16 protein-coding genes are annotated in these 13,999 nt (G+C 70.1%); all 16 read right to left on the bottom strand.

All coding sequences use genetic code 11. From position 1 onward, the window contains the following. The coding region (locus VFL28_09850) for a biotin/lipoyl-containing protein (GenBank protein HET7264964.1) at nt 1-404 on the bottom strand (404 nt) is incomplete at its 3' end. A 47-nt stretch (nt 405-451) separates the two neighbouring features. Further along, nucleotides 452-1,435 (bottom strand): alpha-ketoacid dehydrogenase subunit beta, encoded by a 984-nt coding sequence (locus VFL28_09845; protein HET7264963.1) that lies wholly within the window; start codon nt 1,433-1,435, stop codon nt 452-454. Nucleotides 1,436-1,438: 3 nt separating this feature from the next. Continuing rightward, a complete protein-coding gene (locus VFL28_09840; GenBank protein HET7264962.1) occupies nt 1,439-2,485 on the bottom strand; it encodes a thiamine pyrophosphate-dependent dehydrogenase E1 component subunit alpha in 1,047 nt (348 codons plus the stop codon). A 72-nt stretch (nt 2,486-2,557) separates the two neighbouring features. Then, nucleotides 2,558-3,949 (bottom strand): dihydrolipoyl dehydrogenase, encoded by a 1,392-nt coding sequence (gene lpdA / locus VFL28_09835; GenBank protein ID HET7264961.1) that lies wholly within the window; start codon nt 3,947-3,949, stop codon nt 2,558-2,560. Between the two features lie 15 nt (nt 3,950-3,964). Continuing rightward, nucleotides 3,965-4,378, bottom strand: coding sequence for a DUF2203 domain-containing protein (locus tag VFL28_09830; GenBank protein ID HET7264960.1), 414 nt, complete (start codon nt 4,376-4,378; stop codon nt 3,965-3,967). 5 nt (nt 4,379-4,383) lie between these two features. Continuing rightward, nucleotides 4,384-5,124: a peptide deformylase gene (gene def, locus VFL28_09825; GenBank protein ID HET7264959.1), complete on the bottom strand. Its 741-nt coding sequence runs from the start codon at nt 5,122-5,124 to the stop codon at nt 4,384-4,386. 135 nt (nt 5,125-5,259) lie between these two features. After that, nucleotides 5,260-6,777 (bottom strand): molybdopterin-dependent oxidoreductase, encoded by a 1,518-nt coding sequence (locus VFL28_09820; protein HET7264958.1) that lies wholly within the window; start codon nt 6,775-6,777, stop codon nt 5,260-5,262. A gap of 148 nt (nt 6,778-6,925) precedes the next feature. Further along, entirely contained in the window at nt 6,926-7,591 is a 666-nt protein-coding gene (locus VFL28_09815; protein HET7264957.1) for an NADH-quinone oxidoreductase subunit C, read from the bottom strand. Then, nucleotides 7,588-8,121: an NADH-quinone oxidoreductase subunit I gene (locus tag VFL28_09810; GenBank protein ID HET7264956.1), complete on the bottom strand. Its 534-nt coding sequence runs from the start codon at nt 8,119-8,121 to the stop codon at nt 7,588-7,590. Before VFL28_09810 ends, VFL28_09815 begins: the two co-directional genes overlap by 4 nt. A gap of 16 nt (nt 8,122-8,137) precedes the next feature. Further along, nucleotides 8,138-9,217, bottom strand: a complete 1,080-nt coding sequence (locus tag VFL28_09805; protein ID HET7264955.1) for an NADH-quinone oxidoreductase subunit D — start codon at nt 9,215-9,217, stop codon at nt 8,138-8,140. 115 nt (nt 9,218-9,332) lie between these two features. After that, a complete protein-coding gene (locus tag VFL28_09800) occupies nt 9,333-9,863 on the bottom strand; it encodes an NADH-quinone oxidoreductase subunit B family protein (GenBank protein HET7264954.1) in 531 nt (176 codons plus the stop codon). Between the two features lie 100 nt (nt 9,864-9,963). After that, a complete protein-coding gene (locus VFL28_09795; GenBank protein ID HET7264953.1) occupies nt 9,964-10,440 on the bottom strand; it encodes an SUF system NifU family Fe-S cluster assembly protein in 477 nt (158 codons plus the stop codon). Beyond that, a complete protein-coding gene (locus VFL28_09790; GenBank protein ID HET7264952.1) occupies nt 10,427-11,659 on the bottom strand; it encodes a cysteine desulfurase in 1,233 nt (410 codons plus the stop codon). Before VFL28_09790 ends, VFL28_09795 begins: the two co-directional genes overlap by 14 nt. 22 nt (nt 11,660-11,681) lie before the next feature. Further along, nucleotides 11,682-12,047 (bottom strand): non-heme iron oxygenase ferredoxin subunit, encoded by a 366-nt coding sequence (locus VFL28_09785; GenBank protein HET7264951.1) that lies wholly within the window; start codon nt 12,045-12,047, stop codon nt 11,682-11,684. Beyond that, nucleotides 12,044-13,414 carry a Fe-S cluster assembly protein SufD gene (sufD, locus tag VFL28_09780; protein HET7264950.1) on the bottom strand — a complete coding sequence of 457 codons (1,371 nt, stop codon included), beginning with the start codon at nt 13,412-13,414 and terminating at the stop codon, nt 12,044-12,046. Before sufD ends, VFL28_09785 begins: the two co-directional genes overlap by 4 nt. 92 nt (nt 13,415-13,506) lie before the next feature. Then, nucleotides 13,507-13,999 (bottom strand): SufD family Fe-S cluster assembly protein (locus tag VFL28_09775; GenBank protein ID HET7264949.1); only part of this gene is annotated, 493 nt, incomplete at its 5' end.

The following is a 13,999-nucleotide window of genomic DNA, read 5'->3' as shown; positions in this document are numbered from 1 at the left end:
GGCGTCAGCCGGAGCCCATCCCGCCCCCGCGGGCCCGCCCCCGGCCCGGCCGGAGCGGCCGGCTGCACGGGCTGCGGGCGGGCGGTCTGCGGCGCCGGCGCGGGACCGGAAGCAACCGCCGGGGTCTCGGCGGCCGGCGCGGCCCGAACGGCCGGGCGCGCCGCGCCGCTTTCGCGGATCGTCGCGATCGCCGTCCCGGCGGTCACCGTCTGCCCTTCCTGCACGAGGATCTGCTCGAGCACTCCGGCGTACGGCGAGGGCATCTCCACGTTGACTTTGTCGGTGATGACCTCGACGAGCGGCTCGTACTTGGCGACGGTGTCGCCCTGCTGTTTGAGCCAGCGTCCGAGCGTGCCTTCGTGCACACTCTCGCCAAGTTGGGGCATCTTGATCTCGGTGGCCATGGCGTTCGCCTGCCCGTTCGCGTCGTTGTCCCGCGCCTTACCGGCTATCAGTACGCGACGACGGTGCGGGCGGCCGCCGCGATCTTCGCCGCGTCCAGCATAAACCAGTTCTCGAGCGGGGTCGAAAACGGCACGCCCGGCACGTCGGGGCCGCCGAGCCGGGTGGGCGGGGCGTCGAGGAAACGAAATCCCTCTTCCGCGATCAGCGCGGCGATCTCCGCGCCGAACCCCGCGAACCGGTTGTCCTCGTGAACGATCAACGCCCGATTGGTGCGCTCCACCGACTCGAGGATCGTCCCCGCGTCGAGGGGCTTGATGGTGCGGAGATCGACGACCTCGGCCTCCACGCCCTCGCGGCTCAGCGCGTCCGCGGCGGCCAGCGACTCGTGCAGCATCAGGCCGTAGGCGAAGATGCTGAGGTCGCGGCCGGGACGGCGGACGAGCGCCGGGCCGATCGGCACCAGGTGGTCGCCGTCAGGCACGTCGCCCCGGATCGACCGGTACAGCTTCTTGTGCTCGAGATAGATCACGGGGTCGGGATCGCGGATGGACGACTTGAGCAGCCCCTTGGCGTCGTCGGGGGTGCCCGGCGCGACGATCTTGAGTCCGGGGATGTGCGCGTAGAACGCTTCGATCGACTGCGAGTGGTAGAGCGCTCCGTGCACGCCGCCGCCGTAGGGCACCCGGATCGTCATCGGACACTCATAGTCGTTGTTGGAGCGGTACCGGAGGCGCGCCACTTCGCTCAGGATCTGGTCGAACGCCGGGTGGATGAAATCGGCGAACTGGATCTCCGGCACGGGCAGCAGGCCGTTCACCGACATCCCCAACGCGACGCCGATGATCGTCGACTCCGCGAGCGGCGTGTCGAGCACGCGCGCCTCGCCGAACGCCTGGGAGAGGCCGTCGGTGACCCCGAAGACGCCGCCCTTGCGGCCGACGTCTTCCCCGAGCACGACGATACGCTCGTCTCGGGCCATCTCCTCGTGGAGCCCGTCGTGGATCGCGTCGAGGTAGCGCTTCTCCGCCATTGGCTAGGCGCGAAACCGCGGGTTCGGGGGCTCGGCGTAGACCCACCGCGCAGCCGTGGCGGGATCGGGCAGCGCCGCCTCCTCCGCCATCTCGGTCCCGAGGTCGATCTCGTGCTGGATGCGGGAGAGGATTTCCCTCTCGCGTACGTCGCTGAGAATGCCCCAGCCGCGCAATTCTTCGGTAAAGACGTGCACGGGGTCGCGCGCGCGGTCCCGCGCGATCTCGTCGGCCGGACGGTATTTTTCCTGCTGGTCGTCGCTGCTGTGCGCCGTCAAGCGCGGCACCATGACCTCGAGCAGCGTCGGCCCCTCGCCTCGGCGGGCCCGCGCCGCGGCGTCCCTCGCCGCCGCGTAGGCGTGCAGCACGTGGCTGCCGTCGACGGTCACGCCGGCCATGCCGAAGCCGGCCGCGCGCGCCGCGACGTTCGGCACCGCCATCTGCTTGCTGAGCGGTACCGAGATCGCGTAGCCGTTGTTCTCGACGACGAAGATGACGCCGAGCCGGTGGATCGCCGCGAAGTTGAGCGCCTCGCCAAAGTCGCCTTCGCTCGTCGAGCCGTCGCCGAGCTCGGTCAGCGCGATCTCGCCGGTCTGCCGGACCTTCGCGGCGTAGGCGATGCCCGCCGCGTGGAGGCACTGTGTCGCGACGGGACTGCTCGTAGACAGAATTTTGTAGTGTCGGTGCCCGTAGTGCCCGGGCATCTGCCGGCCGCCGCTGCTCGGGTCGGGCGCCTTGCCGAGCTGGATCAGAAAGATCTCCGCGGCCGGCATGCCCTTCGTGAGCACCGCGGCTACCGAGCGGTAGAACGGGACCAGCCAGTCTTTTTCGGTGTTGAGGGCGTAGACGGTGCCGACCTGGGCGCCCTCGTGGCCCTGCCCCGAAATGACGAAAGCCGCCTTCCCGGAGCGCTGCAGCGCCCACATCCGGTCGTCGACGGCGCGGGCGAGCCGTAGATAGTAGTACATGTCGAGGACGTCGGCTTCGCTGAGCCCGAGGCTCTTCGGGGTCAAATCCTCGCGTGGCTTGGCCCGCGTGTCGGGTACGCTCATGTGGGCTACCTGTAAACTTTCCCCGCGTTTCGAGGGCGCTCCTCTACCCTTCCCGCGCCCGACCAAGCCGCCCTACCCGTGGATCGCCCGGCCGAGCGCGCCGAGCGCCGCCTCGTGTATCGCCTCCGACAGCGTGGGATGGGCGTGGACCGCCTGCCCGATCTCCAGCGCCGTGGCCTCGAGGCTCTTGCCGAGCACCGCCTCCGGCAGCAACTCCGTGACCTCCGGACCGGCGAGATGCACGCCGAGGATCTCGCCCAGTTCGCGGTCCGCGACGATCTTCACGAGGCCCTCGCGGCGGTTGAGGATCGCCGCACGGGCGTTGGCCATGAACTGGCCGCGGCCGACCACGACGTCGTGGCCGGCTTCCTTCGCCTGCCGCTCCGTCAGGCCGACGCTCGCCACCTGCGGAATCGAATACGTGCATCGCGGCATCAGATTCGGATCGAGCCGCGGGGGAGTGCGCCCCGCGATCGCCTCCACGGCGACGACCGCCTCGGCGGATGCGACGTGCGCCAGCAGGAGGCCGCCGATCACATCGCCCGCGGCGTAGATCGTGTCGACGGAGGTCCGCATCCGCTCGTCGACCGGGAGCGCGCCGCGCTCCACCCCGAGGCCGATCGCCTCGAGCCCGAGCCCGTCGACCAGCGGCGCGCGGCCCACCGCGACCAGCGCGTAGTCCGCGGCAACCGCCTCCTCGGCATCGCCCGTCCGCAGCGCGACCCGCACGCCGCCCGCGTCCGGCCGGACGCCCGTCACGGCCGCGCCGGTCTTCACCGTCACGCCGCGGCGCTGCAGCGCCTTCGTGAGCACCGCGGACACCTCTTCGTCCTCGAGCGGCAGGCACGACGGCAGATACTCGATCAGCGTCACCTTGGCCCCGAACGCCGCGAAGATGCTCGCGAACTCCGAGCCGACGGCGCCGGCGCCGATGATCGCGATCGAGCCCGGCACCTCCGCGAGCCGAAGCGCCCCGGTGCTGTCCAGCACCCGCTCGTTGTCGATCGTCACGCCCGGCAGGCTTCTAGGTGTTGAGCCGGTCGCGAGCAGCACCGCCGCGGCCTGAACGTCCATCGTCGATCCGTCGGCCGCCGTCACGCGGATGTGCGTCGGATCGAGCAGACGCGCGTCGCCGGGAATCACGGTGATCCCGTTCGTGCGCATCTGATACTCGACGCCGCGGAAGTTCGTGGTGACGACGCGCTCCCTGCGGCGGTGCAGCGCCGCCATGTCGAGGCGCGGCTCCCCCACGGCGATCCCGAACTCGGCAGCCCGGCGAACGTCCTCGAGCAGCTGCGCCGTGTGGAGCAGCACCTTCGTCGGGATGCAGCCGACGTGGAGGCAGGTTCCGCCGATCTTCTCGCGCTCGACAAGGGCGCTGCGGAGCCCGAGCTGCGCGGCGCGAATGGCGCCGACGTAGCCGGCCGGCCCGCCGCCGACGACCACGAGATCAAACGAATCCATGCGGACCTCCGTACGTCATGCCTGATCCAGCGGCAGCTCGGCGAGCGGTTTGCGCCCGGCGAAGCCTTCGCCGGTGCCGTGCCAGAACGCGATCGCGGGCTCGCCGAGCCGCCAGCAGAGAAACACGGTCCGGCCGCCCCGCACGCGCGCCGGGAAATCGACGAGGCCGGCGTCGACGTCCCGGAGGATGCAGCCGATCTCTTCGAGCTGTTGCGCGATCCCCGACAGCTTCGTCGCGAGCGCGTCGAGGCGTTTCTGCTCTTCGCCGACCGCGCCGAGCACCGCCTCGCCGGCGTCGAGACGCTTCCACAGCATCTCGATCTGGGTCTTCTTCAGCATGGCCTCGTCGCGGGTGCGGCGCAGGGCTTCCAGCGTCTCGCGCAGCCTCGGCAAGAGCGTCTGCGCTTCCGGCACGGTGAAGTACCGCACCGGCGTCAGGGCCGCGCGGTGACCGGCGACGCCGTCGCGTACCGACGGCCGGTCCCGCTCTCGCGGGACGGCGCCGGCCGAGGACGCGGCATCGAAGCGACGACGAGCGTGCTGCCCGCCCGCGGATCTTCGGGGTGGCGCGACGGCCGGCCCGCGGGGCCCGGACGTGGCACGGCCCGCGTCCGTGTGGGAGGATGCCCGCGCCGGCGGCCGGATTTCGCGGCGGTCCGGAGCACGGCGGCCGCCGCGGACTTCGCGCCGCGGCGCCGTTCCCCGGGGCGCAGAGGCCGGCGGTGGATCGCCGACCGGCGCACCCGGTCGAGGAACAGCACCCCGTTGAGGTGGTCGATCTCGTGCTGCAGGATGCGGGCGACGTAGCCCGTCGCGCGCAGCCCGACCCGCTGCCCGGTGACCAGCGTGCCGTCGACGGTCACGTGAAGCGCCCGCCTGACCGGCGCGACGACCCCGGGAATGCTGAGGCAGCCCTCCACCGCGACCTGCGCGCCGGATCGGCGCAGGAGGCGCGGATTTACGAGCGCGAGCAACCCGCGGCCCGTGTCGGCCACGAGCACCCGCAGCGGTACGCCGATCTGCGGGGCGGCGAGCCCGACGCCCTGCGCATGCCGCATCGTCACCGCCATGTCCGCGACGAGACGCCGGATCGACGCGTCGAGCCGGCCGACGGGCCGGCTGCGCCGGCGCAGGACCGCGGCCGCCCTATCGCCGACCGTGACGATGCGCCGCACGCGGCCGCGCGGGGCGCGGACGGGGATGCGTCCGTTGCGTGAGGCAGGTCTTGATGCCGTCGCGGCCGGCGCCGCGGCCGCGCGTAACGACGCCTTAGCAGGTCTCGGCATGCGGACTATCTGTTTGGAAGCGGACTACGCTTTCACCTTCACCGTGTGCCAGCCCTCGCCGCCGTCCGGCAGCGTCGGCTTGGGGCCCATCGGCTGCATCTTGCCCGCGCCGTCGTACGCGCGCACTTTCATCGTGTACTCGCCCGGCGCCGGCGGCTTCCACTCGACGGACCAGAGCTGCCAGCAGTTCACGTTGAACGGCTCTTTCACCGCGGCCGGGAGCCACGTCTTGCCGTCGTCGGGACTGACTTCCACCCTCGAGATGCCGCGGTTGCCCGCGTACGCCCAGCCGCCGAGCGCGATCATCCCGTTCTCGCGCTGCTCGACGAGGAACGCGCTGCTCACCTTGACGATCGCTTCCTTGCTCCAGCCCTGATTTTCCCAGTAGCCGTTGAAGTCGTGGTTCGCGACCTCGATGCTCGTGAGCCACTTCGGCTGCTTCATCCCGTAGCGGTTCAGCAGCAGCAACCGCACCGGCGCCCCGTGCTTCTGCGGGATCGGCTCGCCGTTCATCTCGTAGGCGAGCAGCGTCTCCGGGTCGTCGGCGATCGAGAACGCGATCGACTCCGAATACCCGTCGGCGGCGCGCCAGATGACCGTCGTCGCGCCCGGCTTGACGCCGGCCTTCGCCAGCACGTCCCGCACCCGAACGGCCTTCCACTTGGCGTTCCCAATCAGGTCGCCGCCCACCTCGTTGCTGATGCACTGGAACGTCTGGTAGCGCTCCACCGGGGGAAACGCCTTCACCTCGTCCAGCGAGAGTTTGAGGGGCGTGTTCACGAGCCCGGTGACCTCGAGGCGCCACTTGCCGACATCGACCGTCGGATCGAAAAAGTTCTTCGAGATCTGGTAGAACGAGCCGACCGGCGTCACCTCGGGCGGCATGCCCTTGATCATGCGGAACGCCGCCGCGGCCGCCGACGCAACCGCGCCGGCCGCCGCCGAACCCCACGCGGCGAGTTGCGTGCCGAGCGCCGCGCCCGCGACGATCAGCGCGGACCGTCGCAGCAAATGACGGCGCCCGAGCCCGCGGTCGAGGCGGACGCCCCCGCCCGCCCGAATCTGTGCCGGCACGCGCGCCAGCCACGCCAGCACCAGCGCGTACGCGATACACGCAAGCGCCATCGGGAGAGCCGGATCCGAGACCACGGTGGAGAGCGGCGCCCCGAGCGCGCCGCCTTCGATCAGCGGGAGGAACCCGAACGTCAGAACAACCCACGCGACCACAGCCGTCACCACCGCGCCGCGCAGCGGCGACCACCGTGCGCGCGCCGCGACGGCGGCGTACAGCATTCCGGCGACGCCGAACCCGATCAGGATCGCCAGAATGGCCATGCCGAACCCGAGCGGCTTGGCGGCATGCTGCAGCTTGGCCAGGATCAGCGCGAACACCTGATACGGCAGGAGACGAATCATGCGCTCGGCGAGCGCCTCCTGCAGCGTCGGCATGTTGGTGGCGAAGCGGTAGGCAAAGAGCACCGCCACCGCGACGGCGCCGCCGGCCGCGCCGGCGAAGAATCCCCGCGTTTTCGAGATGGTCATGGGCCCGTCACCCCACGCTCGGCGGCTTCAGGCAGCCGCTCGGGCGTATTGTATCCCCCGCCGTGTAAAGATACGACAAAGATCCTGCAAAGGTTACCGTCCGTCCGCGGGAACGAGCCGCGATTGCCCGGCGCCTCGCCACGTCGACTTAACTCCGGGAGCCGCGACCCTCCCAGTCGTCGCCGGTCGCGGCCAGCTCCTGCTGGCGCCGCGTCGTCACGTCGACAAGCCACTGGGGATCCTCGTAGACGTAGTCCTTGCGCAGCGGGTGGCCCTTCCAGTCCGCGCTCATCATGATCCGGCGGAGGTCCGGATGGCCCTCGAAGACGATGCCGAAGAGATCGTAGGCTTCGCGCTCGTGCCAGTCGGCGCCGGGCCACAACTCGACGACCGAGGAGATCGACGGCCGCTCCTTCGGAATCGAGGTCTTGAGCGTGAGCCCGTGCCCCAGATTGACCGACGCCAGGTGGTAGATCATCTCGAACCGATCCGGCCAGTCGATCGCCGACACGAAGGACAGATACGACATGTCGAACTCGGGGTTGTCGCGCAGCCACCGGCAGACGTCGAGCAGCCGCTCGCTCGGGACGCGGAAGGTCTCGCCGCGATAGTGGTAGATCTTCGACTCTTCCTTCCGCAGCGGGCGTGGCGCCGGCTTCCCCTCGGCCTTGGCCTGCTCCGCCGCGGCCTGCCACTCGCGCTCCTTGGCCTTCCACTCCTCCTCGGCCTTCGCTTCCTCGGCGCGCTGCTCGGCCTGGAGATCCTGGAGCTCCGGGAAGCGCTCGAGCATCAGCGCGATGCGCTCCGGCCTCATGACGTGCGCCTCCCGGTGCCGTCGCGATGTCCGTTGTGGCGGTGTGCGCCCCCGACAATGCCCGTCGCGATCGGCTCTTTGGGCACGGCGCGGTGCAGCTCGTCGAGGTTGTAGAGCAGCGTGCTGCGGTCGAACGTCGAGGACTCGTAGTGCGGCACGAAGACGATCGCTTCCGTCGGGCAGACTTCCACGCAGAAGCCGCAGTACTGACACTTGTCCATCTCGATGTCGAAGCGGCTCAGCACACGTTCCTTGCCTTTGCCGGACGCCTCGATGTGGATGCAGCGCGACGGACAGACGCGCTCGCACTGGAAGCAGATGATGCAGCGGTCTTTGCCGGTCTCGGGATCGATCGGCAGCGCCAGCAGGCCGTGGAAGCGGTTCGAGACCGCGAGACGTTCGATCGGATATTTGACGGTCACCTTACGGCGCAGCATCACCTGCCACGTCAGCCCGAGGCCCGTCGCGAGGGCCTTCGCCGCGCCCGCGACCCGTCCGCCGATGTTCACGCGCCGGGGAACCACGCCCATCCGCCGGGTACCCTCCTTACCGGTCTACGTCCGACAGCACGATGTCGATGCTGCCCAGGATCGCGATCACGTCCGCGATCTTCCAGCCGCGCATCATTTCCGACAGGGCGAACAGGTTGCTGAACGACGGCGCCCGGATCTTGACGCGATACGGCATTTCCGCGCCGTCGCTGACGAGGTAGATCGCCAGGTCGCCGCGCGCGGACTCCGTGCGGACGTAGGCCTCGCCCCGCGGCGCCTTCATCGTCATCGGCACGCGGGAGCGCACCTCGCCGCCGGGCAGCTCCTTCAGCGCCTGGCGCACGATCCGCGACGACTGCCGCATCTCCTCCAGCCGCACCTGGTAGCGCGCGAAGCAGTCGCCCTCCGTGAACACCGGCACGTCGAAGTGCATCCGGTCGTAGACCTCGTACGGCTCGGCCTTGCGCACGTCCGTCGCGATTCCGCTGGCGCGGCCGACCGGCCCGCTCGCCCCCATCGCGATCGCCTCGCGGCGCCGGATCACGCCCACGCCCTTCGTGCGCGCGACGAAGATCGGGTTGGCCGTGAGGAGCTTGTCGTACTCGACGACGCGCTGGTCGAAGTAGTCGAGGAACGTCTTCACCTCGTCCGTCCACCCGGCGGGCGGATCGACGTAGACGCCGCCGATCCGGAAGTACGCGTGGTGGAGTCTCCCGCCCGTGACCTTTTCGAACAGGTCGAGGATCATCTCACGCTCGCGGAAACACCACAGGAAGACCGTGGTCGCGCCGAGGTCGATGCCCCACGTCCCGAGCCAGACGAGGTGGCTCGCGATCCGCTGCAACTCGTCGAAGATCACGCGCAGGTATTTGCCGCGCTCCGGGACCTCGATGCCGGCGAGGCGCTCGACCGCGAGACAGTACACCTGCTCGTTCTGCATCGCGATCAGGTAGTCCATGCCGCGGTCGGCGAGCGAGACGTTCTGGACGTAGAGGCGGTGTTCCATCATCTTCTCGACCGACGAGTGGAGGTAGCCGATGTCCGGCTTCACGTCCACGATGTTCTCGCCGTCGAGCGTGACGACGAGGCGCAGCACGCCGTGCGTGCTGGGGTGCTGCGGCCCCATGTTCAGCATCAGCTCTTCCGTGCGGAGCGCCGTCGACACGGCTATCTCGGCCCCGCCCTGTCCGGCGCAGCATATCCCCCGTCGGGGGCCGGCCCGCGGGATGCGCGGGCGTCGCCGGCCGCCCTCACGGGCGGCCTCCCGCGGTCCGCGCCGCGATCGCGTCGAGCGCCTGCTTGCGGAGGAACGGCTCCTTCTTGATCTGCTCCTGCAGCTTCAGGATGCCCTCGATCAGCGCCTCGGGCCGCGGCGGGCAGCCGGGCACGTAGACGTCGACCGGCACGACCTGGTCGATGCCCTTCAGGATCGAGTAGTTGTCGTAGTAGAACGGGCCGCCGCACGTCGCGCACGACCCCATGGAGATGACGTACCGCGGCTCCGGCATCTGCTCCCACAGGCGACGGACGATCGGGGCCATCTTCAGCGTCGCGCGGCCCGCCACGATCATGAGGTCGGCCTGCCGCGGCGTCGCGCGTGGGATCACGCCCATCCGGTCGAGGTCGAACCGGCTCGCGAACGCGGCCATCATCTCGATCGCACAGCACGCGAGCCCGAACGTGAGCGGCCACAGCGAGCTGGCGCGCCCCCAGTTGAGGGCGGCCTCGACGGTGGTCAGAATGAGGCCGCCGCCCGGGAGGCTGTCGAGGATCCCGACCATCTCCGCCACAGGCGCGATCTGGCTGCGCTTGGGCTCGGCCGCGGGCGTCCCCTCGGGCCGCGGGCCTACGAATCCGATCGACATGCGGACCTCCTACGGCTCACGCCTTGTCGCGCCCCGCCTCCGCCGTCGCCGCCGGGCCCGGGTACCCGAGCTCCTGCAGCGCCATCTCGAGCGTGATCCACGAAAGCGTCGCGCACTTCACCCGCACCGGGAACTTCCGCACCCCCGCCAGCGCGACCAAGTCGCCCATCTCGTCGACCTCCGGTTCGGCGCCGGACGGGATGTGCATCATCGCCTTGAACGCGGCGATAAGACGGTTCGCCTCCGCCACCGGCTTGCCCTTGAGCTGCTCGGTCATCATCGACGCGGACGCCTGGCTGATCGAACACCCTTTGCCCTCGAACCGCACGTCCTCGATGACGCCGTCCCGGACCCGGAGCGAAACCGTGATCTCGTCGCCGCAGAGCGGATTGGCCCCCTCGCGCTTCGCGTCGGCCGGATCGGCGACGCCGCGGTTGCGGGGGTGGCTGTAGTGGTCGAGAATTACGTCGCGGTACAGCTCATCCAGCGACACGAAACAGTTCCCTCGTCTTCAAGAGCGCCCGGCAGAGCGCGTCGATTTCCTCGCGGATCGTGTAGACGTAAAAGCTCGCGCGCGCGGACGCGCCGATGCCGAGCTTGCGGTGCGCGGGCTTCGCGCAGTGATGGCCGGCGCGCACGCAGATCCCCTCGCCGTCGAGCACCTGCGCGATGTCGTGGGGGTGGATCCCGTCCATCCAGAACGATACCACGCCGCCGCGCTCGTCGACCCCGGGACCGAGCACGTGCAGGCCCGGAATCTCGGACAGCTGGGCCAGCGCGTAGTGGGTGATCGAGCGCTCGTGCTCCTGGACGTTCTTCATCCCGAGATTCTGGAGGTAGTCGATCGCGACCCCGAAGGCGATCGTGTCGCCCACGTTCATGGTGCCCGCCTCGAACTTCCACGGCACCTCGTTCCACTCCGCGCGATCGAGCCAGACGTCGGAGATCATCTCCCCGCCGCCCTCGAACGGCTCCATCTCCTCGAGCAGCTCGCGGCGGCCCCACAGACCGCCGGTGCCCATCGGCCCCAGCATCTTGTGCCCGGTGAACCCGTAGAAGTCGACGCCGAGCGCCCGCACGTCGACCGGCCGGTGCGGCGTCGACTGCGCGCCGTCCACGACGACGACGGCGCCGCGGGCATGCGCCGCCTCGGCGATCGTCTCCACCGGCGTCACGGTGCCGAAAGTGTTGCTCACGTGCGCGAGCGCGACGATCTTCGTGCGGTCCGTCAGCAGGCGGTCGAGGCCGTCGAGCACCAGCCGGCCGCGGTCGTCGAACGGGATGTGCCTGAGGCGCGCGCCGCGCTCGGCGACCAGCATCTGCCAGGGCACGAGGTCGCTGTGGTGCTCCAGCTCGGTCGTCAGGATCTCGTCGCCGGGCCCGACGTGGCGGCGGCCCCAACCGTAGGCCACCAGGTTGAGGGCCTCCGTGACGTTGCGGGTGAAGACGACTTCCGCGGGCTCGGCCGCGCCGATAAACCGGGCGACCTTGGCGCGCGCGGCCTCGTACTCCCCGGTCGCGCGCTCCGCGATCGCGTAGACGCCGCGGTGGATGTTCGCGTTGTATTCGCTGTAGTACGTGACGATCGCGTCGATGACCTGACGCGGCTTCTGCGACGTCGCGGCGCTGTCCAGGTAGACGAGCGGTTTTCCGTTCACCGTCTGCCCGAGGATCGGAAAGTCGTCTCGGATCGTCGCCGGGATGCCCATCATCGTGCCTCCGGGGAGGACAACTCTACCGGCGGTGCGGCAATTCCGCGGACCGCCGCGGCCCGGTCGCCACGAGCACGTCGTCCCCCTCCACCTTCACCGCGTACGTCGCCACGGAGCGCACGGCCGGCAGCGAAAGCACGCGCCCCGTCTTCACGTTGAACCGCGCGCCGTGGCGGGCGCAGACGACGACCTCGCCCGTGAGCCCCCCCTCGCTGAGCGACGCCTCTTCGTGCGTGCATGTGTCGTCGATCGCGTAGAACTCGCCGTCGACGTTCGCGACCGCGATCGCGTGCCCGCCCGCCTCGACCCGGACGATGGCACCGGGCGGGATGTCGGCGCGGCGCGCCACGCGGACGAACTCCCCGGCAGGCGCGGAGCCCGCGCTCACGCGTATCCCGCCATCTTGCGCGCGATGGCGCCGCTCAGCCATTCGCGCACCGACTCGATCGGGATCCGGTCGAAGATCTCGCCGAAGAACCCGTCCACCATCATCCGCACCGCGGCGGCGCGCGGCAGGCCGCGGCTCATCAGGTAGAAGATCTGTTCGTCGTTGAGACGGCTCGTGCTCGCGCCGTGCGTGCACCGCAGGTCGTTGGCCATGATCTCGAGCTTCGGCATGCTGTCCGCGCGGGCGCCCTCGGACAGAATGAGGTTGCGGTTCAGCTGGAACGCGTTCGTCTTCTGCGCGCCGTGGTCGGCCCGGATCAGCCCGGCGAAGATCGACCGCGCCTTGTCCTTGAGCGCGCCCTTGTACAGCAGGTCGCTCGTCGTGCTCGGCGCGGCGTGCTCTTGCAGCGTGTGGTAGTCGAAATGCTGCGCCCCGTCGCCGAAGAGCACGCCCAGCATCTCCGACGTGCCGCCTTCGCCGAGCAGGCGCGACTCGACGTTCGTTTTCACGAGACCGGCGCCGAAGCCGATCATGAGCGTGTTGACGGTGGCGTCGCGCCGGACGACCGCGCGGACGATGCCCACCTCCCAGAGGTTCCGGCCCCAGTCCTCGAGGTTCACGTAGCGGATCTGCGCGCCGGCGCCGGGGACAAGCTCGACCGCGTGGTCCGCAAACGTCCGCGCGGCGCCGTCGGTCGATCCGAACACCTCGACCAGGGTCACCCGCGCGCGCTCGCCGGTGACGATGAGCGTGCGCGGCAAGAAAGCCACGCCCTCCTGTGTGAGCCACGTCCCGGTGGCCAGCTGGAGATCGACCTCGACGCCGGCCGGCACGTAGAGAAACGTGCCGCCCTGCCAGAGCGCGGCGTTGAGCGCGCGGTACTTGTTCTCGCCGGAACGGACCACCGCACCCAGGTGCGGCCGGACAAGGTCCGGATGCGCGCGCACGGCGTCCGCGAGCGACGAGAAAATGATCCCGTCCTTGGCGAGCGACGGCGCGAGCCGCGACTGAATCGCGGCGCCGTCGACGACGAGCCGCAGGCCCGCGGCCGCATCGGGATACCCCACGAGCGACATGAGACCGGCCGGCGCCTTCGGCTTCTGAGCCGGCGCCTCGACCGGCCGGAGCGCCCCGAAGTCGAGCGGCCTCAGGTCGGTCCGCCGCCATTCCTCGCCGGCGTCCGGGGGCACCGGCAGCCGGACGAACTCCTCCCACGCCGCGAGCCGCTGCTCGCGCAGCCAGTCGGGTTCGCCCGCGGCGGCGCTGAGCCGCGTCACCAGCGCGCGGTCCAGCCCTGTCTGCGCGGGATCCCCGGCCGCCTTCGCGGCCTCCTGCGCACTCGTCACCGTCGATGGATTCTTGCTCACCATGTCCTCCGTTGCGTTGCGAGAGGGCAGGACCGCCGCCCCGCCCTCCCGTGATCCTTGCACGGCGTCCGCCGGAGCCGATGCGGGCGGCGTTAGCCCACCGATCCTTCCATCTCGAGCGCGATCAGCCGGTTGAGCTCGACGCTGTACTCCATCGGCAGCTCGCGCGAGATCGGCTCGATGAAGCCGCGGACGATCATGTTCATCGCCTCGTCCTGGTTCACACCGCGGCTCATCAGGTAGAAGAGCTGCTCGTCCGAGACCTTGGAGACCGTCGCCTCGTGCGTCACCTGCACGTCCGTCTCGTCGATCTCCATCGTCGGGTAGGTGTCCGACCGCGACTTGTCGTCCAGGATCAGCGCGTCGCACCGCACCGCGCACTTGCTGCCGTGCGCGCCCGGATACACCTTCACGAGCCCCCGGTAGCCGGCACGGCCGCCCGACTTGCTGATCGACTTGCTGACGACCGACGACTGCGTGTGCGGCGCGGCGTGAATCACCTTGCCGCCGGGGTCCTGGTGCTGCCCCTCGCCGGCGAACGCCACGGACAGGATCTCCGCCTTGGCGCCCGGCTCCAGCATGTAC

Source organism: bacterium (assembly GCA_035691305.1).
Lineage (GTDB): Bacteria > Sysuimicrobiota > Sysuimicrobiia > Sysuimicrobiales > Segetimicrobiaceae > DASSJF01.
This window is presented reverse-complemented; position numbering and strand designations above follow the sequence as displayed.

What these genes read in the sequence shown, in the direction of transcription:
- VFL28_09845 (HET7264963.1), bottom strand. Translation starts at nt 1,435, where the DNA reads ATGGCGGAGAAGCGCTACCTCGACGCGATCCACGACGGGCTCCACGAG.
- VFL28_09840 (HET7264962.1), bottom strand. Translation starts at nt 2,485, where the DNA reads ATGAGCGTACCCGACACGCGGGCCAAGCCACGCGAGGATTTGACCCCG.
- lpdA (HET7264961.1), bottom strand. Translation starts at nt 3,949, where the DNA reads ATGGATTCGTTTGATCTCGTGGTCGTCGGCGGCGGGCCGGCCGGCTAC.
- VFL28_09820 (HET7264958.1), bottom strand. Translation starts at nt 6,777, where the DNA reads ATGACCATCTCGAAAACGCGGGGATTCTTCGCCGGCGCGGCCGGCGGC.
- VFL28_09815 (HET7264957.1), bottom strand. Translation starts at nt 7,591, where the DNA reads ATGAGGCCGGAGCGCATCGCGCTGATGCTCGAGCGCTTCCCGGAGCTC.
- VFL28_09810 (HET7264956.1), bottom strand. Translation starts at nt 8,121, where the DNA reads ATGGGCGTGGTTCCCCGGCGCGTGAACATCGGCGGACGGGTCGCGGGC.
- VFL28_09805 (HET7264955.1), bottom strand. Translation starts at nt 9,217, where the DNA reads ATGCTGAACATGGGGCCGCAGCACCCCAGCACGCACGGCGTGCTGCGC.
- VFL28_09800 (HET7264954.1), bottom strand. Translation starts at nt 9,863, where the DNA reads ATGGTCGGGATCCTCGACAGCCTCCCGGGCGGCGGCCTCATTCTGACC.
- VFL28_09790 (HET7264952.1), bottom strand. Translation starts at nt 11,659, where the DNA reads ATGATGGGCATCCCGGCGACGATCCGAGACGACTTTCCGATCCTCGGG.